22 protein-coding genes and 3 tRNA genes are annotated in these 19,785 nt (G+C 60.0%); 9 read left to right on the top strand and 16 right to left on the bottom strand.

Annotated elements, in window-relative coordinates; genetic code table 11:
- The first annotated feature begins 326 nt into the window (after nucleotides 1-326).
- Together CKW09_RS09435 and CKW09_RS09430 are read left to right on the top strand one after the other, a co-directional pair.
- On the top strand, nucleotides 327-1,475 hold the full coding sequence (locus CKW09_RS09435; protein WP_095096938.1) for a MurR/RpiR family transcriptional regulator: 1,149 nt from the start codon (nucleotides 327-329) through the stop codon (nucleotides 1,473-1,475).
- Nucleotides 1,476-1,556: 81 nt separating this feature from the next.
- Nucleotides 1,557-1,826, top strand: coding sequence for a hypothetical protein (locus CKW09_RS09430; protein ID WP_061798277.1), 270 nt, complete (start codon nucleotides 1,557-1,559; stop codon nucleotides 1,824-1,826).
- A gap of 72 nt (nucleotides 1,827-1,898) precedes the next feature.
- On the opposite strand, the gene CKW09_RS09425 is transcribed toward CKW09_RS09430, so the two are convergent.
- The 8 genes from CKW09_RS09425 to uvrY all read right to left on the bottom strand — a co-directional run bounded on the left by CKW09_RS09425 (nucleotide 1,899) and on the right by uvrY (nucleotide 6,475).
- Entirely contained in the window at nucleotides 1,899-2,453 is a 555-nt protein-coding gene (locus tag CKW09_RS09425; RefSeq protein ID WP_061798276.1) for a hypothetical protein, read from the bottom strand.
- A gap of 42 nt (nucleotides 2,454-2,495) precedes the next feature.
- Nucleotides 2,496-2,705, bottom strand: a complete 210-nt coding sequence (locus tag CKW09_RS09420; protein ID WP_061798274.1) for a DUF2767 family protein — start codon at nucleotides 2,703-2,705, stop codon at nucleotides 2,496-2,498.
- A gap of 235 nt (nucleotides 2,706-2,940) precedes the next feature.
- Nucleotides 2,941-3,026 (bottom strand) — tRNA-Leu (locus CKW09_RS09415).
- Nucleotides 3,027-3,036: 10 nt separating this feature from the next.
- A tRNA-Cys gene (locus CKW09_RS09410) sits at nucleotides 3,037-3,110 on the bottom strand.
- 55 nt (nucleotides 3,111-3,165) lie between these two features.
- A tRNA-Gly gene (locus tag CKW09_RS09405) sits at nucleotides 3,166-3,241 on the bottom strand.
- Between the two features lie 145 nt (nucleotides 3,242-3,386).
- A complete protein-coding gene (gene pgsA / locus CKW09_RS09400; protein ID WP_061798273.1) occupies nucleotides 3,387-3,935 on the bottom strand; it encodes a CDP-diacylglycerol--glycerol-3-phosphate 3-phosphatidyltransferase in 549 nt (182 codons plus the stop codon).
- 58 nt (nucleotides 3,936-3,993) lie between these two features.
- Entirely contained in the window at nucleotides 3,994-5,826 is a 1,833-nt protein-coding gene (gene uvrC, locus CKW09_RS09395) for an excinuclease ABC subunit UvrC (RefSeq protein ID WP_095096935.1), read from the bottom strand.
- Nucleotides 5,819-6,475, bottom strand: coding sequence for a UvrY/SirA/GacA family response regulator transcription factor (gene uvrY, locus CKW09_RS09390; RefSeq protein ID WP_061798271.1), 657 nt, complete (start codon nucleotides 6,473-6,475; stop codon nucleotides 5,819-5,821). Before uvrY ends, uvrC begins: the two co-directional genes overlap by 8 nt.
- Nucleotides 6,476-7,175: 700 nt before the next feature.
- Between uvrY and CKW09_RS09385 the strand changes: the two genes are divergently transcribed.
- Complete coding sequence (locus tag CKW09_RS09385; protein ID WP_061798269.1) at nucleotides 7,176-7,400, top strand: DUF2594 family protein; 225 nt, start codon at nucleotides 7,176-7,178, stop codon at nucleotides 7,398-7,400.
- A gap of 118 nt (nucleotides 7,401-7,518) precedes the next feature.
- A complete protein-coding gene (locus CKW09_RS09380; protein ID WP_095096932.1) occupies nucleotides 7,519-7,860 on the top strand; it encodes a GlpM family protein in 342 nt (113 codons plus the stop codon).
- A gap of 19 nt (nucleotides 7,861-7,879) precedes the next feature.
- On the opposite strand, the gene CKW09_RS09375 is transcribed toward CKW09_RS09380, so the two are convergent.
- From CKW09_RS09375 to CKW09_RS09365, 3 genes are all read right to left on the bottom strand, one after another.
- Nucleotides 7,880-8,311 (bottom strand): hypothetical protein, encoded by a 432-nt coding sequence (locus CKW09_RS09375; protein WP_061798267.1) that lies wholly within the window; start codon nucleotides 8,309-8,311, stop codon nucleotides 7,880-7,882.
- A gap of 180 nt (nucleotides 8,312-8,491) precedes the next feature.
- Nucleotides 8,492-8,806, bottom strand: coding sequence for a hypothetical protein (locus CKW09_RS09370; protein ID WP_083950374.1), 315 nt, complete (start codon nucleotides 8,804-8,806; stop codon nucleotides 8,492-8,494).
- A gap of 244 nt (nucleotides 8,807-9,050) precedes the next feature.
- A complete protein-coding gene (locus CKW09_RS09365; RefSeq protein WP_061798265.1) occupies nucleotides 9,051-9,749 on the bottom strand; it encodes an extensin-like domain-containing protein in 699 nt (232 codons plus the stop codon).
- A gap of 175 nt (nucleotides 9,750-9,924) precedes the next feature.
- Here CKW09_RS09365 and CKW09_RS09360 point away from each other — a divergent pair, with 175 nt between their 5' ends.
- Nucleotides 9,925-10,284, top strand: coding sequence for a hypothetical protein (locus CKW09_RS09360; RefSeq protein ID WP_061798263.1), 360 nt, complete (start codon nucleotides 9,925-9,927; stop codon nucleotides 10,282-10,284).
- A 53-nt stretch (nucleotides 10,285-10,337) separates the two neighbouring features.
- On the opposite strand, the gene CKW09_RS24705 is transcribed toward CKW09_RS09360, so the two are convergent.
- From CKW09_RS24705 to CKW09_RS09340, 5 genes are read right to left on the bottom strand one after another with little or no spacing between them, the layout of a single operon-like run.
- Nucleotides 10,338-10,493, bottom strand: coding sequence for a hypothetical protein (locus CKW09_RS24705; protein WP_165283108.1), 156 nt, complete (start codon nucleotides 10,491-10,493; stop codon nucleotides 10,338-10,340).
- A gap of 45 nt (nucleotides 10,494-10,538) precedes the next feature.
- A complete protein-coding gene (locus CKW09_RS09355; RefSeq protein ID WP_095096930.1) occupies nucleotides 10,539-11,804 on the bottom strand; it encodes an NAD(P)/FAD-dependent oxidoreductase in 1,266 nt (421 codons plus the stop codon).
- A complete protein-coding gene (locus CKW09_RS09350) occupies nucleotides 11,797-12,057 on the bottom strand; it encodes a (2Fe-2S)-binding protein (protein ID WP_095096927.1) in 261 nt (86 codons plus the stop codon). The genes CKW09_RS09355 and CKW09_RS09350 overlap by 8 nt, the downstream gene beginning before the upstream one ends.
- Nucleotides 12,054-13,178, bottom strand: coding sequence for an NAD(P)/FAD-dependent oxidoreductase (locus tag CKW09_RS09345; protein WP_061798260.1), 1,125 nt, complete (start codon nucleotides 13,176-13,178; stop codon nucleotides 12,054-12,056). Before CKW09_RS09345 ends, CKW09_RS09350 begins: the two co-directional genes overlap by 4 nt.
- Entirely contained in the window at nucleotides 13,178-14,125 is a 948-nt protein-coding gene (locus CKW09_RS09340; RefSeq protein ID WP_095096924.1) for a 4-hydroxyproline epimerase, read from the bottom strand. The genes CKW09_RS09345 and CKW09_RS09340 overlap by 1 nt, the downstream gene beginning before the upstream one ends.
- 391 nt (nucleotides 14,126-14,516) lie before the next feature.
- On the opposite strand from CKW09_RS09340, the gene CKW09_RS09335 reads away from it, so the two are divergent.
- From CKW09_RS09335 to CKW09_RS09320, 4 genes are all read left to right on the top strand, one after another.
- Entirely contained in the window at nucleotides 14,517-15,362 is an 846-nt protein-coding gene (locus CKW09_RS09335) for an AraC family transcriptional regulator (RefSeq protein ID WP_061798257.1), read from the top strand.
- 208 nt (nucleotides 15,363-15,570) lie between these two features.
- On the top strand, nucleotides 15,571-16,491 hold the full coding sequence (locus CKW09_RS09330; protein ID WP_061798256.1) for a dihydrodipicolinate synthase family protein: 921 nt from the start codon (nucleotides 15,571-15,573) through the stop codon (nucleotides 16,489-16,491).
- 55 nt (nucleotides 16,492-16,546) lie between these two features.
- A complete protein-coding gene (locus CKW09_RS09325; RefSeq protein ID WP_095096922.1) occupies nucleotides 16,547-18,160 on the top strand; it encodes an aldehyde dehydrogenase (NADP(+)) in 1,614 nt (537 codons plus the stop codon).
- Nucleotides 18,161-18,204: 44 nt separating this feature from the next.
- Nucleotides 18,205-19,770 (top strand): APC family permease, encoded by a 1,566-nt coding sequence (locus tag CKW09_RS09320; protein ID WP_061798254.1) that lies wholly within the window; start codon nucleotides 18,205-18,207, stop codon nucleotides 19,768-19,770.
- Nucleotides 19,771-19,785: the final 15 nt, after the last annotated feature.

Below are 19,785 nucleotides of genomic sequence, written 5' to 3'. Positions count from 1 at the left end.
TTGATTCCATACGATTTAATTATGATTTTCACTTAAATCATATAAAACAATCGGTTAAAGAAAACGTTTCGTGAAAATTTTTTTCAACACTGTGATCCATGATCGGATTATCTTTATGCCGGTGGCTACGGTTAACTATTTATCCTTTAAAAACATAGAAATACTTTGGATCCGAAAAAGATTGCGAGAAGGTCGCGGTTTTTGGCTCCGGCTGATTGAAAATTATTTTCATTAATTTATTCTGTCGGTTATGACTTTATGCCGCACGAAAAACAGGCTAGTTTGGCTAAGATCGCCGGTTGGCGTAACCAAGGGACACCGCTGTCATGGATCTCGTTTACCACATCCAGTTTCGACAAAATCCGTTCAGCCGGCAGGAAGCGAAAGTAGCCCGCACGCTGCTGGATAACCCGGGTTTTGCCGCCATCGCCACCATCGAACAGCTGGCGGCGCGCGCCGGCGTCAGCACCGAGATCGTCGGCCACTTCGCCAAATCGCTCGGTTGCCAGGATCTCAACGATTTTATCGGCCTGATGCGCGCCCAGCCGGCGGCGCAGGCGGCCGACGGCACCGCCGTGCCCCAGCCGGTACTGGGCGGCATGGACGTCGCCTTCGCCACCGCCGCCGACATCGGCAAGCTGCCGGGCGTCAACCCGGATACCCTCAGCCGCTTCGCACGATCCATCGGCTGTGAAGACATCGCCGACATCGTCTACCAAATTCGCGCCCGGCAAAATCAGTTGAGCCAACAGGAAGCCAAGGTGGCGCAAACCATCCTGGACGATATCGCCTTCGCCTCCTCCGCCACGATCGAACAGCTGGCGGCCCAAGCCGCCGTCAGCCCGGCCACCATCACCCGCTTCGCCAAAACCCTGGGCTGCGACGACATCCGCGATCTGCGCATGAAGCTGGCGCAGGCCAGCGTGGCGGGGTCCCGTTATCTGAACGGCGCGCCGCCCGCCGACGACAGCGGGCCGCGCCTGTGGCGGCAGCGGCTCGGCGATGTGGAAAGCACCCTGCATCAGCAGATGCAATCGCTGGATCACGCCGCGCTGATCGCTGTCTGCCAGCGCCTGAGCCAGTCGAAAAGCGTCCATATTTTTGGCGTCGGCAGCATGACGCTGTATGTCAACGACCTGCAGCAGCGCCTGGTGGGCATGGGCTGCCCGGCCTTCGCCTGCCTGGATCCGGCGCTGATGCGCATGACCGCCTCCACCCTCGGCGCGCTGCAAAGCGTGATCTTGCTGTCGGGCGGCGGCGAAAACGGCGACCTGCTCAATGCCGCCCGGCTGACCGCCGCTACCGGCGCCTACAGCGTCGCCCTTGCGCCCGCCGGCAGCACGCTGGCCGGATTGACGGACAGCCTGTTGCCGATCGGCACCGGCAGCGCGGCGCGCTATGGGCTGATGCTGACCCTCGATCTGCTGCTGGCGCAGCTGTTGCCGGAGAGCCTGAACGCGCAGGCGGCGGATTGATCGCCGGCGCGGCGCTCTGTGGCGCAGAGTCATCTACACTTACTGGCAGCGCAGCCAGATGCCGTGCATAAGGATGATAAAATGACCGACTACGTATTCTGCAATCAGATTTTAACCCGGCTCGCCGCCAACCACCCCGGCACGCTGGACGCCAAAACCTACGAGTATTGGAAGCAGGACGCCACCAGTCCCCACGCCTTCGCCGACCCCTTCGCCTATCTGCAGGCCAAGGGACTGATACAGGCCTACGTGATGAGCGACATCGACGAAAATAATTACGATATCGACCCGCACCAGACCAAAATAACCGCCGCCGGGCTCGATTTCATTCGCGACGGCGGCTTTAAATAACCTTATCGCCCCTCGAATTTCAGGCATAAAAAAACCGCCGAACGGCGGTTTTTTATTCGCTGGCCGCTGTTTTCAGCCAACCGGGAAGGGGCGGTAAAAGATCCGCAACACTTCAGTATCGCCCGGGCGCACAAATCCGCCATCCGGCTGCCAGCGCAAATCGCGCGCCAGGTTAAGATTCTCCCAACCGACCGCGCCGCCAACGCCGATACAGGCATTCTTGTTACCGGCCGCGAATCCCGCTCCGGTGCCGATCATCGCATGCAGAAGCCGCGGTGCGGCGGCATCCCGCATCGAGAAAAAACCAATGAAACACCCCTGCGGCGCACGCAGCATATCAGCCATGGTGCTTATTTCCGTGTCGTCCGGGCTCACGAAATGCTTATATTGCTTATCGAACACCTTATACCACAGCTGATTATATTTGGCCTGACTGATGGCCCCGGATTTATGGGCGCAGAGCACTACCGCATCCCAACAGATCTCTCCGCTCAGCGACATGAATTCTGCCGAGCCGAACTGCGACTGGTCCGCATAATGTCGCGCATATTCGGCCGCATTCAAATGTGGGGGCACGGTCTGCCTGGCGGCGCCGCCGGTGTTGCGCTTGAAATTAAACCATTGCATGGGGGTTCCTCTCCCTTGTAATTGATGATAACCCCTGCGGGATCATTGTATCAGACGGGCCATCAGGTCCAGGGCGTCGTCAGCGGCCGCAACCGCGCTCTCGGTCACTCCCGGGCGCTCCACCGCCACTTCGATGGCGTCCATCACCGCAGGCGCGCTGGTTTCCCCGCCCAGCTTCACCACCTCCAGGACCGCTCTGCCGATGACCAGGCAAATCTCTTCGTCAAACTCAATGGGTTTATTCGGATGCATAGCCACCTCAGTCAATTTTTTACCGATAAATACTAGACCAGAATGCGCTATTTCGCCTGGGATCGGTTGACGGCTGTCACAACAAGGATGAAAAAATGGCTCTGGAATCAAACAAATCGCGGAACGGCGTAAAATAGCACCGGAGGAACGGAACGAAATTGCGGGCACAAAAAAACCGCCTCTCGGCGGTCACGACATTACTGCTTATTGCTTTGATTATTCGGTATTTATTCCCTGGTACCCGGGGCGGGACTTGAACCCGCACAGCCATAAGCCGAGGGATTTTAAATCCCTTGTGTCTACCGATTTCACCACCCGGGCTCGGGAAAATTGGAGGCGCGTTCCGGAGTCGAACCGGACTAGACGGATTTGCAATCCGCTACATAACCGCTTTGTTAACGCGCCTTAATTCTGTTTGCCTTTTCAGGCTAAAGCCGGAAAACACCAGCTTCATTAAATTTGGAGCGGGAAACGAGACTCGAACTCGCGACCCCGACCTTGGCAAGGTCGTGCTCTACCAACTGAGCTATTCCCGCGTTAATCAGAACTTACTGATTTTTTTGCTATCTTTCGGCGATTCGTCGCTGCCGTCTGATGCGATGCATTCTACTTACCTGACGTAATGAGTCAATAAAATTGTTGGCTCATTACGTTCGTTTGCCGATTTTTGCAGCGCTTTGATCAGGGTTCAAGCAGATCGTTTCGCGCAGCGTTCAAATATTGGAACATCGACCAGAAAGTCAGCACCGCCGCGATGTACAGCAGGCCAAACGACACGTACTCGACGGAGCGATCGGGGCGCCACAACAGCCCGACCAGCGACATCATCTGCGCCATGGTCTTCACTTTGCCGATCCACGATACCGCCACGCTGCTGCGCTTGCCGATCTCCGCCATCCACTCGCGCAGCGACGAGATGATAATTTCGCGGGCGATCATGGTCGCCGCCGGCAGCGTGATCCACCAGCTGTGGTAGTGCTCGGCCACCAGCACCAGCGCCACGGCAACCATCACTTTGTCCGCAACCGGGTCGAGGAACGCCCCAAAGCGGGTGGTTTGCTTCCAGCGACGGGCTAAAAAGCCGTCAAACCAGTCGGTTACTGCAGCAAACACAAAGATGATGGCGCAAACCATCGGAGCCCAGGTGAACGGCAGATAAAATGCCAGCACAAAGAATGGGATCAGAACTACGCGAAACAGGGTAAGCCACGTCGGTATATTCAATTGCATAATGCTACGGTAACTATCTGGCTGGAGTGGGAATTAAGAGTATGTTGCTACATTGCCCTCAGTGTTTCAATGCATTGTAGATCTTTTCTGCCAATGCTTGTGAAATACCCGGCACTTTTGCAATTTCCTCAACGCTGGCGTTCAATAATGGTTGAAGTCCACCCATATACTTCAACAGCACCTGTCGCCGTTTTGGTCCAACGCCATCGATCAGCTCCAATGCGCTGGTATTTCTTACTTTTGCCCTTCTCTGGCGGTGCCCGGTGATCGCATGGTTGTGCGAATCATCGCGGATATGCTGGATCACGTGCAGCGCCGGCGAATCCGGCGGCAGCGAAATCCCCTCGCCTTCCGGCACGAAGAACAGCGTCTCGAGCCCGGCCTTGCGATCGGCGCCTTTCGCGATGCCGATCAGCAGCGGCTTGTTTTTATCCCAGTTGACGTTCAGCGCGTTGAACACCTCGATCGCCATGCCTAGCTGCCCTTTGCCGCCGTCGATAAAAATCACGTCCGGAATTTTTTTCTCTTCCAGTGCCTTACCATAGCGGCGTTTCAACACCTGCGCCATCGCCGCGTAATCATCGCCCGGGGTAATGCCGGTAATGTTGTAGCGCCGATACTCTGAACGCAGCGGCCCGTTGCCGTCGAACACCACGCAGGAAGCGACCGTTTGCTCGCCCATCGTATGGCTGATGTCGAAACATTCCATGCGGTTGATCTCGGAAAGGTTCAATACCTTGGCCAACTCCGCCAGCCGTTGATGAATGGTCGACTGCTGCGAAAGCTTGGTGGTCAGCGCGGTCGCCGCGTTGGTGCGCGCCAGCTTCAGGTAGCGGGCGCGGTCGCCGCGCGGCTTGCTCTGAATTTGAATCTTGCGCCCCGCCAGCTCGGAGAGCGACTCCGCCAGCAGGTCTTTTTCCGGCAGATTGAAATCCAACAGGATCTCCGCCGGCAGCGTGCGCGCCTGGCTGCCCTGCAGGTAGAATTGGCCGACGAAGGTCTGCACCACCTCGCCCATATCCGTGCCGCCCGGCACCTTCGGGAAGTAGCTGCGGCTGCCCAGCACCTTGCCCTGACGGATGAACAGTACGTGCAAGCAGGCCATGCCGGCCTCAAACGCCACGCCGATCACGTCCAGATCGTCGCTGTTGCCGGAAACAAACTGCCGTTCGGTCACCCGCCGTACCGCCTGGATCTGATCGCGAATGCGCGCCGCCTCTTCGAAATTCAGCAGCTTGCTGGCGTTTTCCATTCGCTCGATCAGCTGATGCAGCACCTGCTGATCTTTGCCGGACAGGAACAGGCGCACGTAGTCCACCTGTTGCCGGTACTCCTCTTCGCTCACCAGCCCAGCTACGCAGGGCCCCAGGCAGCGGCCAATCTGATATTGCAGACACGGGCGCGAGCGATTGCGGTATACGCTGTTCTCGCACTGGCGGATCGGGAACAGTTTCTGCAGCAGCGCCAGCGTCTCGCGCACGGCATAGGAATTGGGGAAAGGACCGAAATACTCGCCCTTGGCGTGTTTGGCGCCGCGGTGTACCGCCAGCCGCGGATGGCTATCCGCACTGAGGAAGATCAGCGGATAAGATTTATCGTCACGTAAAAGAACATTATATCGCGGCTGGTACAACTTAATGTAGTTATGTTCCAGCAACAGCGCTTCTGTTTCGGTATGCGTAACAGTTACGTCTATTTGCGCAATATTTTTGACCAACGTCTCGGTTTTGCGGCTGCCGACCTGCTGGCGGAAGTAGCTGGCGAGACGTTTTTTCAGGTCTTTGGCTTTACCGACGTAGATAACCGTGCCAGTGGCGTCATACATACGGTAGACGCCGGGCTGGCTGGTTACGGTGCTGAGAAAAGCTTTGGCATCAAAACGGTCACTCACTGCTTAACAACGTCTCCGCATTGAACAATCCGTGTCGGATAGCCAGATGGGTCAGCTCAACATCGCCGCTGATATTCAGCTTGCTGAACATCCGGTAGCGATAACTGTTCACCGTTTTCGGGCTGAGACTCAGCTGCTCCGAGATCTCATTAACCTTTTTGCCCTTGGTGATCATCAACATGATCTGCAACTCCCGCTCGGACAGGCAGCTGAACGGCGTTTCGGTCTGCGGCTCCAGCTGGCTCAACGCCATCTGCTGGGCGATATCAGACGCGATGTAACGCTGCCCAGCATGCACCGAACGCAAAGCGTTGATCACTTCTTGCGGCGCGGCCCCTTTGCTCAGGTAACCGGCGGCGCCTGCCTGCATCACTTTGGCAGGCAGTGGATTTTCTGTGTGTATAGTCAACATGATGACCTTGACATCCGGCGCGTAACGCACAATTTTGCGCGTGGCTTCCAGCCCGCCAATGCCCGGCATATTCATATCCATCAAAACGATGTCAACGGCGTTGCCACGGCACCATTTTACGGCGTCTTCACCGCACTGGGCCTCTCCGACAACTTTTATACCTTTGATATCTTCAAGAATGCGTCGTATCCCTGCGCGCACCAGTTCGTGGTCATCAACAAGAAGAACGCTAATCAAGGAAAAATCTCCAAAAAAAGGGAGTAACGCAATCAGCCTCTGTTTTCGCCAGAGATATTACTTGTTTTTCAGCCAAGAATGAATACAGATTAATACATATTCCCGATTAACTTTGCGGAGCAGAGCTGATTTTTCAATTTTAGCCGTCTATGCCGCCGATAAACCGTCCCTATAGCGAGAATCAGACGATAAAAATAACCGCGCCCCGCGACCGACAACATATGATACTGCAGCAATCGCGCAACGGAGGGGAAATCAGTGTAAGCAAGCGCAACAGGAATAATATTAGCATGCGCGCCCGGCTTTTGTAATCCTTTGAAATTCAACAATACCGCGAGGGTCCCTGCCAACAGACCGGTATAGTGCCGCACCAAAAAACAATTATTCAGCGAAAACTCCGGAAAAAGCGGAGAAAATGCCGCTATGCCAATTAAAATAACCGGGGATGTTTAACAATGCCGCCTCGGGTAAATACTTATTACCGCGATCAAAATAACTCGGCCATTATTGCGCCCGCCATACCGGCCCCTTCCCACCGGCATGGCGGGCAGTGCGCTCGGTACAAATGAGCGCCGCATGCTATGCTATACTCCGCGCCCAGTTAAATGCGCCTCCGCGCGTCCGGCCGTTCTGCCGCGCCGCGGAGGCGCACCGAAATGCATTGTGCTTCAGGCTTCGGCCTCAAAAATCAGGAGAGAAAATGAGCAACGTTGACTTCACTACGTCTGCAAACCCGGAAATCTTGGCGACCGAAGTCGCCTGCCTTAAAGCCACGCTGACGCTGATCCTTAAATCGATCGGCCAGGCTGACGCCGGGAAAGTCATTATCAACATGGAACGCTTTATCGCTCAGCTCGAGGACCCGACCCAGGCTGAAATCTTCAAAAACAGCATCCAGCAGATTAAACACGCCTACCGTCAATAATCCGCCGCAGTGCAGGTCTGCTCGCCCCGCAGACCTGCTTTTTCTGCCGGCCTCTCGCCAAGGATTGATCTTGCCCGCGCTTTCGGGCAGTGTATTTTCTTTTACTTCAGAGGGGCTTATGGGCATCCTTTTCAAAGCGCTGATCGGCGCTCTGGTGGTGGTGTTAATCGGTGTGCTGGCCAAAACCCGCAATTATTACATCGCCGGCCTGGTGCCGTTATTCCCCACTTTTGCGCTAATCGCCCATTATATCGTCGGCAACGAACGCTCGATCGCCGCGCTGAAAACCACGCTGATTTTTGGCATGTGGGCGGTTTTACCCTACCTGGTGTATTTGATATCGCTGTATTTTTTGCTCAACAGCCTGCGCTTGTCACTGGCGTTGGCCGCGGCGGTACTGTGCTGGATTGCGGCGGCATGGCTGCTGATCACGCTGTGGGGATGGTGGCAAGGGCGCTGAATGCCCCTTGCCGAGCATATCAAGGCTGGCTGGCCTGCAGGACGAACCCGCGCTGCATATCGCCAGCTACGCGGAAGTAACGGCTCTCCCCGGCGCGCAGCGTCATCGGCAATGCGCCGCGGGTGTCGCGCCAGATGCACAGGCTGTTTTCGATCATATCCTGTCCGATGCTCACCTCGTTATTGCCCACCGGTACCCGGAACGTCGCTTTTTCCTTGGCGGCCAAAGAGGCGGCGAACTCGCCGTTAATATAAACGCCGGTACGGCAGCTGCCCGCCAGCATGCCGCTATCACGCACCACCACAATGCTGGCGTAGGGGGTTTGCGGCGTGTTCTGGTACAGCAACAAACGGCTGGGCGGCGGCGACTCGGCCTGCTGAGGCGGAACGGCCTGTGTGGCGCACCCCGTCAACAAAGCAGAAGTAAGAAATAACGCGGCGTAATGCTTCATCCTGAGCTCCTGAGGAAAACCAACGTTTATAGTAGCAATAGAATACCCCGCGCCTGTAGCACTCATCCGCCAGAGAGAGAAAAATAGGATAACTTCCCACTCTCGGCCGGGCTGCCCGGCATGAGGATAAGAAGATTCTGTGTTTAGCGCCTTGAAATAAATAGTATTTTTATGTTTACCTCATAGTTTTACCATGCCGTTTTTGATGTCAGCCTCAAAGAGATTGACGACATAGTTAAATCCATCTCGCGTCACGTACACCCGCGAATATCCGGTATCCAACAGCGCCGTGACCATATATCCCGCACTGATCATCTCTGTAGACGGGGCATTCATCGGCGTCAGAAATCCACGCCCGCGGCACCATTGATAAAAACGGGTACGCCCATACCCCAGGGCGACCCCTACCTCGGAAAGCGGCTTCATTTGATCATAATCGTCTGATAGTGAAGATAAAGCGTCACTACCTTCAGGTGTTTTCTTTTTCCCCTGCAAAATAAAACTCCCTTTATCATTTTGGCATCATCATGACCGCTATCGTTCTGCGCTGAATCTAAAAAAACCGCTATTAAAATGCAAACTCATTACCTCAATACGATATGCAATTATCGAGAAATAAAAAATAAAATTTTGCCCGATTAAAATAGAAAAATGGAGAAATGACGCATAAATCCAGATAAAAATATTGCCGATAGGTAAATATCCTAATTATGAATTTCACTTTTCAGCTAAAAAAAACTCAGCGACAGACGCCATAGCCGCGCATGCCCAGATGAAAATGATTGGCGTGCGCGGCGTTATATTCCGGCCCCAGGGCACTGCCGAAAAACCCGCATCCTTCCTGAAACAATGTCCGCAAATAGCGACCTGACGCGTCCGACGACGCCCAGTCGTTCAACACCCGAAGCCGACGACCGTTGGCCAGACGAAAGCCGGCGATGTCCAGCGCCTCCGCCGTGGCATGCTCGCTGCGCCGGCCTACCGGCCGGTGATACACATTGCGGCAGGCATAACTGCCGAGATGGTCAATGCGCGCCAACCCAACGCCAAACTGCTGCTGCGCCTGCGGCGCGGCGACCTGCGCCACCCACATGGCGCTGCTCAGCGCCAGCGGGCAACTGGCCAGGAAACTTGAGCTGAGGCGCACCGCGCCGAAATTTCTCACCCGCACCGGCGCAACCAGCGGGCATTCGCCGCGGCTGTCGCCCGGCAGGCTGAAGGCGATCATCCCGGCTTCGCGCGCCTGGTTTATGATTCGCATGCAGGCCGCGGGATCTCCGGCCAGCAGTCTGAGCTTAATGCGGGTTATCAAGGTAGGCGGATCGTTCAGCTTTAACGCGGCAAAAGGCCGATAACCGGGAGGAAAATAACGGCTTAGCCAAAAAAACAGCGCCAACAGCGCCAGCAATACCGCGCCAGCTCGGATAATTCGCCCCATCTCCCCTCCTGACATGCTCGGCGAAACGCGCGGCCATGACCTCAATCGCAGTTAAACAAGAACTATTATCATTTCCAATTCACCCCTCAGTTTATTACACTCTTTCGGGCCATTGACTAGGAATATTCCTAGCAAGAGCCGTTTTATAATGGATAGAGGAATCGTTAGGGACACCATGAAGAACTGCCGTTTTTTGATCGTATTATCGATATTGACGCTGACCGCCTGCACGCAATGGGAAAGACCCGGCGCGGTGAACAGCACCCGCGATGCTGAATATGCCGAATGCCGAAGCCGGGGCTATGAGCGTTTTCCGCCCGATATGGTGAGAGACGTTGAGTTCGGCTATGAAGACGAATATGTGCGCTGTGAAAAAAATAAGAAAGACTGCCCGGCAGGTTATCGCTATGAAAAGCAACCGTCGTTTAAAACGGTGCAAAACGATCGCAACGCCGCCGCCCGAGACGCCACCATCGAGGCCTGCATGTACGGCAAAGGCTGGCGCGAGAAAACCTACTACTGGCCACAGTGGTAATGCAGCCCGAAGGCGGAGCCAGGCCCGGCTCCGCCTTCGGGCTTTCCGGCCCGCTATTGATCGTCGCCATGCGGCATGCCGGTTTTAGGCTTGCCTTTGTCCCCCTGCGGTTTTCTATACTTCGCCGAGGCCAGCGCCCGGCCAACCAGCCACAGCAGCAACGGTATCAACAGCAGGCATAGCCCCAGCGTAATCAGTGCGTTAGTCATCCATCAACCGCCTAAATCATCCAATCATTATCTCTGAGTGTAGCATTATTGGCCGTCGCGCTCTCCTCGCCCCAGGCTAACCAAGGTTTCAGTCCGCACCGGCGTTAACGGCGCCCTCGGCGTCGGCAGCGGCCAACCGAACAGCTGGCGCGTGGCGGCAGCGCAAATTTTACCCTGGCAGGCGCCCATGCCACAGCGGCTGGTCAGCTTCGCCGCCCCCCAGTCCGGTTGCCCGGCAACCTGCGATATCGCCACGTCTTCACAGCGACACAGCAGGGTTTCGGGCGTAGCCAGCGAGTTCAGCTGCGGATCGAGCCTGAAGGTTCGCGCCACCGCGCCGGCGAAACGCCGCCATTTATCGCGTTGCGCCATCAGCGCCTCGGCCCGTAGCTCTTCGCCGGCCGCGGCATAGCCGGCGATTGCGCCCTCGACCAGCGACAGCTCGCTGCCGCCAACGCCGGTGCATTCTCCGGCGGCATAGACCTGCGGCAGGCTGGTGCGCTGCCAACCATCGACAGCCACGGCGTCATCAACAATGCGGCATCCCAGCAGCATCGCCGGCTCGATATTGGCCACCAGCCCGAAACCGCAGGCCAGACGATCGCAAGCGATGGTCCTGACGCCGCTCCCCTGCCTGACGCGCACCGCTTCCAGCCGCCGTGAACCCAACGCTTCCAGCACGTGGCTGCCGCTGCGGTATCGGCGATTGAACAGCGAGCAAGCCTGCCGCAGCTTCGTCGGCCAGCGCCACAGGCCGGCGGCGAAGGCCGCCAGGCGCGCCGCGGATGCCTGCTCCGCCAGCAACACCACCTCGCCGCCGCCGCGCACCACGCTGTCCGTCACCGCCAGCAGCAAAGGGCCGCTGCCGGCAATCGCCACCCGTTCGCCCGCGATCGGTACCCCCTGCTTGATCTGCGCCTGCAGCCCGCCGGCGCCGGTCACGCCCGGCAGCGTCCACCCCGGAAAGGGCAACAGCAGCTCCCGCGCGCCGCAGCACAGCACCAGCCGCCGATAGCCGATGACGCCGCAGCCGGCGGCATCCTCATAGACCAATTGCCCTGGGCCGCGCTGCGCCACCAGCCGGCAACCGCGATGCAGCGTCACGTTGGGCAGTTCTTCAACGGCGCGCCGATACTCGCGCGCCAGCGCCGGCAGCCGCACCTGCGGGCCGTCGCGCCAAATTTGCCCGCCCGGGTGCGGATTATCATCCAGCAACCGCACCGCCTGGCCGCTTTCCGCCGCCGCGCGCGCCGCCGCCAGCCCCGCCGGCCCTGCGCCGATAATCAGCACCTCACAGTGAATCTCATTCATCGCCGATCCTCTCGATACGCATCTCGGGCTGACACAGGGTCTGGCACGCCAGGCGTCGCAGCCCGTTGATCGTCACCCGGCATTCCTGGCAAATGCCCATGCCGCAAAAGGGCGCGCGCTGTTTTTGGTTGACCGACAGCCGACAGCGGTCCTGGCCGCTGAGGTTAAGCGCCGCCGCCACGCTTATGCCCGCCGGCACGCGGCGGCGTTCACCGTCGATTGTCAGCGTCAATAGTTTGCGATTTTCGCTCATGCCGTCGCCTCCCCGGCGGTCAGCATGCGCGCCGCAAGATAGGGAGTATCATCAATCTCCGGCCGCCGTCGCCGGATCTGCGCCGCAATCAGGGCGGCGCTGCCCAGGGCGGTTGTCACTCCCAGCCCTTCATGCCCCAACGCCAACCACAGCCAGGGATGCCGCGGATGCGGCCCCAGCAGCGGCAGCCCATCGGCGGAAGCGGCGCGCAGGCCGGTCCAGCAACGGATAATGTTCATCTGCGCCAGAGAGGGTAAAAAATGTTGCGCGCGCGCCAGCATCGCCGCCAGCAGCGGCGGGTCCAGCGAGGCGTCGGGAGCGTCGAACTGCCGGGAGGAGCCGATCAGCAGCTGGCCGGTGGGCCGGGCCTGCACGTTAAAGGCCACCGAAGTGCCGTCGCTGGCGTGCGCGCTGGCGCCATAGCCCAATTCAACCAGCTGATGCCGAACCCGCGGCGGATAACGATCGGTGATCGCCAGGTGCCCCTTCTTGGCCTTCAGCAGCGGCCGCTCCAGCAAACTGTCCGCCCGCAGCCCGCAGGCCAGCACCACCACCGGCGCCGCCAGGCGTTCGCCATCGGCCAGCCGCACCGCCCCCTGCTCCAGCGCAACCGCTTCGCCGCCGGTCACGGTTAGCGCGGCGCCGCCGTCCGCCAGCAGCCAACGCGCCACGTTAGGCGCATACAGGATGCCGTCGCCCGCCACCCGCAACCCTCCGGCCAAACCGGCGCGCAGCATCGGTTCCCGTTCGGCAATCTGGCCGGCGCTCAGCATTTCCGCCGCCACGCCCTGTTCCTCCAGGCGCGCGCGTTTCAGTTCGGCAATGGCCATTTCGTCCGGCCGCTCCGCCAGCCACAGCGTGCCGCAGCCGCGCCAGGCGCAATGCGCCGGCATGCGCGCCACCACGTCGCGCCACAGCCGCAGCGAATAGGCGCTCAGCGCCAGCTCGGCGGGGTTGTCGTCCATGCAAACCAGGTGCCCCATGCCGGCGGCGGTCGCCCCGGCACGCCGATCGTCCACCACCCGCACGCGGTATCCTTCCTGCGCCAGCCGCCAGGCGCAGGCGGCGCCGATGATGCCGGCCCCCACCACAATCGCATCCGCCGATTGGCCGCCGGGCATCAGCGGATCCCCCAGACAAAGGGATCCCGCTCATCCAGCAGCAGCCGGCTGTCGGCGCACACATAGGCTTGCCCGCGGATAAAAGGCGTCACCCGGTCGCCGCTGCGGCGGTAGTGGGCGCTAAACTCGCTGCCGATCACGCTGGCCTGCCGCCAGATCTCGTCCGGTTGCAGCTTGCCGTCCGCCGCCAGGCAGGCCAGCTTGGCGCTGGTGCCGGTGCCGCACGGCGAGCGATCGTAAGCCTTGCCGGGACACAGCACGAAATTGCGGCTGTCGGCCCGCTCATCGTCGGCGAAAAGTTCGATATGGTCGATCGCGCCGCCGTCTTCGCCGCAAATCCCCGCCTGTTCCAGCGCCTGTCTGACCGCCCAGCAGAAGGCGGTCAGGGCGTCCAGATTTTGCGTAGTGATAGCCAACGGCGTCTCGCCAATCAGGAAAAACCAGTTGCCGCCCCAGGCGATATCGCCCACCACCGGGCCATAACCGCTGACCTGAACCTGAACCTGCCGGCGGTAACGGTATGCCGCCACGTTTTCCACCGTGACGCTGCCGTCGTCATGCAGCGTGGCGCTCACCGTGCCGACCGGGGTTTCAATCAGGTGCAGCCCGGCGCCGATGCGGCCCAGATACGCCAGCGAAGCCACCAGCCCGATGGTGCCGTGGCCGCACATGCCCAGATAGCCGGCGTTATTGAAGAAAATCACCCCGGCGGTGGCCTGCGGTGAACAAGGACGGCACAACAGCGCCCCCACCAGCACGTCGTTGCCGCGCGGCTCGAGGATCGCCGCGCTGCGCCAGCGGTCGTAATGCTGCGCAAACCGCGCTTTTCGCTCGGCCATGCTGCCGGCGCCGAGATCGGGAAACCCGTCAATAATCAGGCGGGTGGGTTCCCCGCCGGTATGGGAATCAATCGCCCGCAAGGCGGTCATCTGCGAAGGAAGAGCCATCGGAATCTCCTGAGTTAACGAAATGTTACCAATGACGTTAGCCTGAACGAATACGCCCGCGGCGGCTTGATGCATTTCGGCGCGGTGAATGAAGAAATCAGCACAGTGCTCACCGCAGGATCCCCCGGGCGCATGCCCCAACGCCGTCGAGGGGCCATAAGAAGAGGTTATTTATCATGGCATTACTTATGTGCTACACCGGATAATTGCGTGATGTGCCGCCGTTTGCCGCAGGTTATTCCAGGGCCGTTCGGCAAAAGTATGCGGCAAACCGCATATTTGGCAGCGGCCGGGAAATAGCGCTTGATAAGTTACATAAAAGTTAATATTGATGCGAAAGCGCCAACCTGAACCTCAGACTCTGCGGCATAACGCCGAAAAAGGTATTGCCATGCGATTAACCCCAGACCATCAGGTTTCCTCCCCGCCGCCACCGGTGATTGGGCCGGCGGAAGATAACGATTTCGCCGTTGAGCACCTTTCACGCCTGTGCGACGGGCTGGCGCAGCAGCGCCCCGGCAGCCTGCGCGACCTGCTGAATTCCCTGGCGTTGATCGCTCCGCTGCTCAACGCCATTCCCAACGTGGTGTTTTTTATCAAGGATGAGCGGGCCCGCTACCTGTTGGCCAACCTGACGCTGGCCAGGCGCTGCGGCTTCAAGACCGTCGCGCCGCTGCTGGGCAAGACCTCGGCCGACGTTTTTCCGGCGCAGCTCGGCTCCGGCTATACCGAGCAGGATCTGCGCGTGTTGCGCCACGGCGTGGTGATTCAGGATCAGTTGGAAATGCACCTGTACAACGGCCGGGAAACCGGCTGGTGCCTGACGCAAAAGCTGGCGCTGTACGACGCGCAGGACAAAATAATCGGCATGGCGGGCATTTCGCACGATCTGCAGGAGGCCAAGGCCAACCACCCGGCCTATCAGCGGCTGGCGGCGATCGATGTGTATATCCGCCGCCATTATGCCCGCGCGATCGCCCTTGAAGAACTGACCGCGCTCACCGGGCTGTCGGTGGCGCAAATCGAGCGTTACTGCAAGCGCATCTTCCATCTCACGCCGCGCCAAATGATCCATAAGGTGCGGCTGGAGAAAGCCACCGAGCTGCTGGCCGGCGATCTGCCGATCACCGATATCGCCCTGCAGTGCGGCTACACCGATCACAGCGCCTTCAGCCGTCAGTTCAAAGCGCTGACCGGCTCCACGCCGCGCGACTTCCGCCTGACGCTTTCGACTTAATGATCTGATTTACCTGATGAATGCTCCCGCCTCTGGCGCTCCCGGCGCCAGGCTTTCCCACGCGCGTTTTACCCGGTTACTGTGCCAATTTCGTCATGGCAATCGGCGAAAACCGTCAAGCCCCGGCGCGCAATACCGGTCAATCTGTTAGTGAAGTTCACCAATAATTCACCATTCATTAACAACATTGGACGACAGGATAAACACTATGAGCCATAAAGCCATCAGCTGGAGCGGCGTGTTCCCGGCGGTCAGCACCCAGTTTCGCAGCGATTTCTCACTGGATCTCGACGCCACCCATACGGTGATCAAAAATCTGGTCCGCGACGGCGTGTCCGGCCTGGTGGTTTGCGGCACCGTCGGCGAAAACACCTCGATGACGGTGCAGGAAAAACTGGCGGTGATCGAAGTGGCGAAAGACGCCGCCGACGGCAAAGTGCCGGTGATCGCCGGCATCGCCGAGTTCACCACCGCTTTCGCGCAGAACATGGCGCGTGAAGCGCAAAAGGTCGGCGTCGACGGCATCATGGTGATGCCGGCGCTGGTTTACTCCGCCAAACCGCATGAAACCGCCGCGCACTTCCGCAGCGTCGCCGGGGCGACCGATTTGCCGATCATGGTCTACAACAACCCGCCGATTTACAAAAACGACGTCACGCCCGATATCCTGACCTCGCTGGTCGACTGCGACAACATCGTGTGTTTCAAGGACTCCTCCGGCGATACCCGCCGCTTTATCGACCTGCGCAACGAAGTTGGCGATCGCTTCGTGCTGTTCGCCGGCCTCGACGACGTGGTGCTGGAAAGCATCGCCGTCGGCGCTCAGGGCTGGATCTCCGGCATGTCCAACGCTTTCCCGCGCGAAGGGGAAACCCTGTTCCGCCTGGCGAAAGACAAGCGCTTCGAGGAAGCGCTGGCGCTGTACAGCTGGTTTATGCCGTTGCTGCACCTGGATGCGCGGCCGGATCTGGTGCAATGCATCAAGCTGTGCGAGCAGTTGGTGGGCCGCGGCAGCGCCGTCACCCGCCCACCGCGCCTGGCGCTGCAGGGCGACGCCCTGGCCGAGGTCACCGCGGCGGTTGAAAAAGCGCTGGCCACGCGCCCAGCGCTGCCGAACGTCGGCCTGTAATCCCACTCAGCGCCCGGCCTTGCCGGGCCTCGCCATTTCGCTATCGGGGGGACCCATGCCCAACGACCACCACGCCGCCATTCGCGGCCAACAGTTTATCGGCGGTCAGCGCTGCGCCAGCGGGGCGGCAGAGCTGATTAGCCTGCGCGCCGACAACGGCCAGCCGACCGGCTACCGCTTTCATCCGGCCACGCCGGCCGAAGCCGCCGCGGCAGCAGAGAGCGCCGCACGGGCCTTTGCCGGCTACGCCCAGCTCAGCGCCGATCGCCGCGCCGATTTCCTCGACGCCATCGCCGACCAACTGGACGCGCTGGGCGATGATTTCTTCACCTTCGCCACGCAGGAAACCGCCCTGCCTTTGGCGCGCCTGAACGGCGAACGTACCCGCACCAGCGGCCAGATGCGGCTGTTCGCCGGGCTGCTGCGGCGCGGTGACGTGCACGGCGCGCGCATCGACTGCGCCTTGCCGGATCGCACGCCGCTGCCGCGCCCGGATCTGCGGCAATATCGCACCGCGCTCGGCCCGGTCGCGGTGTTTGGCGCCAGCAACTTTCCGCTGGCGTTTTCCACCGCAGGCGGCGACACCGCCGCCGCGTTGGCCGCCGGCTGCCCGGTGGTGTTCAAGGCGCACAGCGGCCACATGATCACCGCAGAGCTGACCGCGCAGGCCATAGAGCGCGCCAGGGTGCAACAAGGCATTCCCGCCGGGACATTCAACATGATTTTCGGCGAACGCGCAGGCGCCGAGCTGGTGCAGCATCCGGCGATTCAGGCGGTGGGGTTTACCGGTTCGCTGCGCGGCGGGCGGGCGCTGTTCGATATGGCGATGCGTCGCCCGCAGCCAATCCCGGTATTTGCCGAGATGTCGAGCATCAACCCGGTGGTGATTTTGCCGCAGGCGTTGGCGCGGCGCGGCCGGCAGATAGCGCAGGAGCTGGTGGGATCCTTCACCCTGGGCTGCGGCCAGTTTTGCACCAAACCGGGGCTGATTATCGGCCAACGCGGCCCGGCATTCAGCCGGCTGATTGACGAACTCGTCGCCAGGGTCAACGCCGCCGCCCCGCAGCCGATGCTGAATGCCGGCACGCTGGAACATTATCACCACGGGCTGCGGGCGCTGGACGCCCATCAAAGCCTCCGCCACCTGGCCGGCCAACGCCAGGCCGCGCCTTATCTGGCGAACGCCCAGCTGTATCAGGCCGACGCCGCCCTGCTGCTGCAGGCCGATCCGCTGCTGAAGCAGGAAGTCTTCGGCCCCGTCGCCGTTCTGGTGGCGGTCGATAGCCCCGAACAGCTGCAAACGGCGCTGGAAGCCCTGCAGGGCCAGCTGACCGCCACGCTGCTGGCGGACGACGATGACCAGGCCGCCGCCGGGCTGGCCCAGCTGCTGACCCGCAAGGCCGGCCGCGTGCTGTTCAACGGCTATCCGACCGGCGTCGAGGTCTGCGACGCGATGGTGCATGGCGGCCCTTACCCGGCCACGACCGATGCGCGCGGCACCTCGGTGGGCTCCCTGGCCATTGAACGTTTCCTGCGGCCGGTATGCCTGCAAAATTATCCCGCCGCGCTGCTGCCGCCGCCGCTGCAGGACGCCAACCCGCTCAACCTGCTGCGGCAGGTTAACGGCGTGTACACCAGAGACCCGATAGATTCATCAGCCAAAAACTAGCCCGGCCGCATCTGCATGCCATCCAATAACAAAAGGGTCATACCATGACAACCCAAGGCAAATTCAAGAAGCAGCTTACGCTCACCGATTTGACGTTTATCGGCCTGGGCGCAATTTTCGGTTCCGGCTGGCTGTTCGCCGCCAGCCACGTCTCTTCCATCGCCGGCCCCGCCGGCATTTACTCCTGGCTGATAGGCGGCCTGGCGGTGCTGTTGCTCGGCATCGTTTACTGCGAGCTGGGCGCGGCGCTGCCGCGCGCCGGCGGCATCATTCGCTATCCGGTGTTTTCGCACGGCGAGTTGATGGGTTACCTGCTGGGCTTTATCACGCTGATCGCCTTCTCCAGCCTGATCGCCATCGAGGTGGTGGCGGCGCGCCAATACGCCGCCGCCTGGTTCCCTTTCCTCAGCCAACCCGGCTCCGGCGACCCGACGCCGATCGGCTGGCTGGTGCAGTTGGCGCTGCTGTGTTTTTTCTTCGCGCTGAATTACTACAGCGTGAAAACCTTCGCCAAATCCAACAACCTGATCAGCGTGCTGAAATTTCTGGTGCCGTTGCTGGTGATCGTGGTGCTGTTCAGCTTCTTCAAGCCGGAAAATCTGCACAGCCAGGGGTTTGCGCCCTTCGGCTCCGCCGGGGTTGAGGCCGCCATATCCGCCGGCGGCATTATCTTCGCCTACCTGGGCCTGACGCCGATCATCTCGGTCGCCAGCGAGGTGCAAAATCCGCAGCGTACCATTCCGATTGCGCTGATCCTGTCGGTGGTATTGTCCACCGTCATCTATGTGCTGCTGCAAATCGCCTTCCTCGGCAGCATCCCCAGCGACATGCTGAACGGCGGCTGGGCCCACATCAGCCAGCAGTTCTCCCTGCCGTTCCGCGACATCGCCATCACTCTGGGCATGGGCTGGCTGGCGTTTCTGGTGGTCAGCGATGCGATCGTTTCGCCGAGCGGCACCGGCAATATCTACATGAACGCCACGCCGCGCGTGATTTACGGCTGGGCGCGCGCCGGCACCTTCTTTAAAATTTTTACCCGCGTCGACGGCGAGTCCGGCATTCCGCGCCCGGCGCTGTGGCTGACCTTCGCCCTGTCGGTGTTCTGGACGCTGCCTTTCCCTTCCTGGGAGAAACTGATCGGCGTAGTGTCCGCCGCGCTGGTGCTGAGCTACGCCATTGCGCCGGTGACCGCCGCCGGCCTGCGGCGCAACGCTCCCGACCTGCCTCGCCCGTTCCGGGTGCGCGGGTTCTGCGTGCTTGGCCCGCTGTCGTTTATCATCTCGGCGCTGATCGTCTTCTGGTCGGGTTGGGACACCGTTTCCTGGCTGCTCGGGCTGCAAATCCTGATGTTTGCGGTCTATATATTGTTCAAAAATCAGGTGCCGACGCACGCCGTCGGCCTGAAGCAGCAGATTTGGTCCTCTCTGTGGCTGATCGCCTTCTATGCGCTGGTGATCGTCGTCTCCTATCTCAGCAGCTTCGGCGGCATCGGCGCCATCAGCCATCCCTGGGACACTCTCACCATCGCGGCGATTGCGCTGGTGATTTACTACTGGGGCGCCTATACCTGTTTACCTCAGGCGAATTTCGTCGGAGATGAAGAAGAGTGATTGAAAAGGAGGAAA

The organism is Serratia ficaria, assembly GCF_900187015.1.
In the GTDB taxonomy this organism is placed as follows: domain Bacteria; phylum Pseudomonadota; class Gammaproteobacteria; order Enterobacterales; family Enterobacteriaceae; genus Serratia; species Serratia ficaria.
Note: the sequence above shows the minus strand (reverse complement) of the source record. Positions and strands in the feature narration are given on the sequence as shown.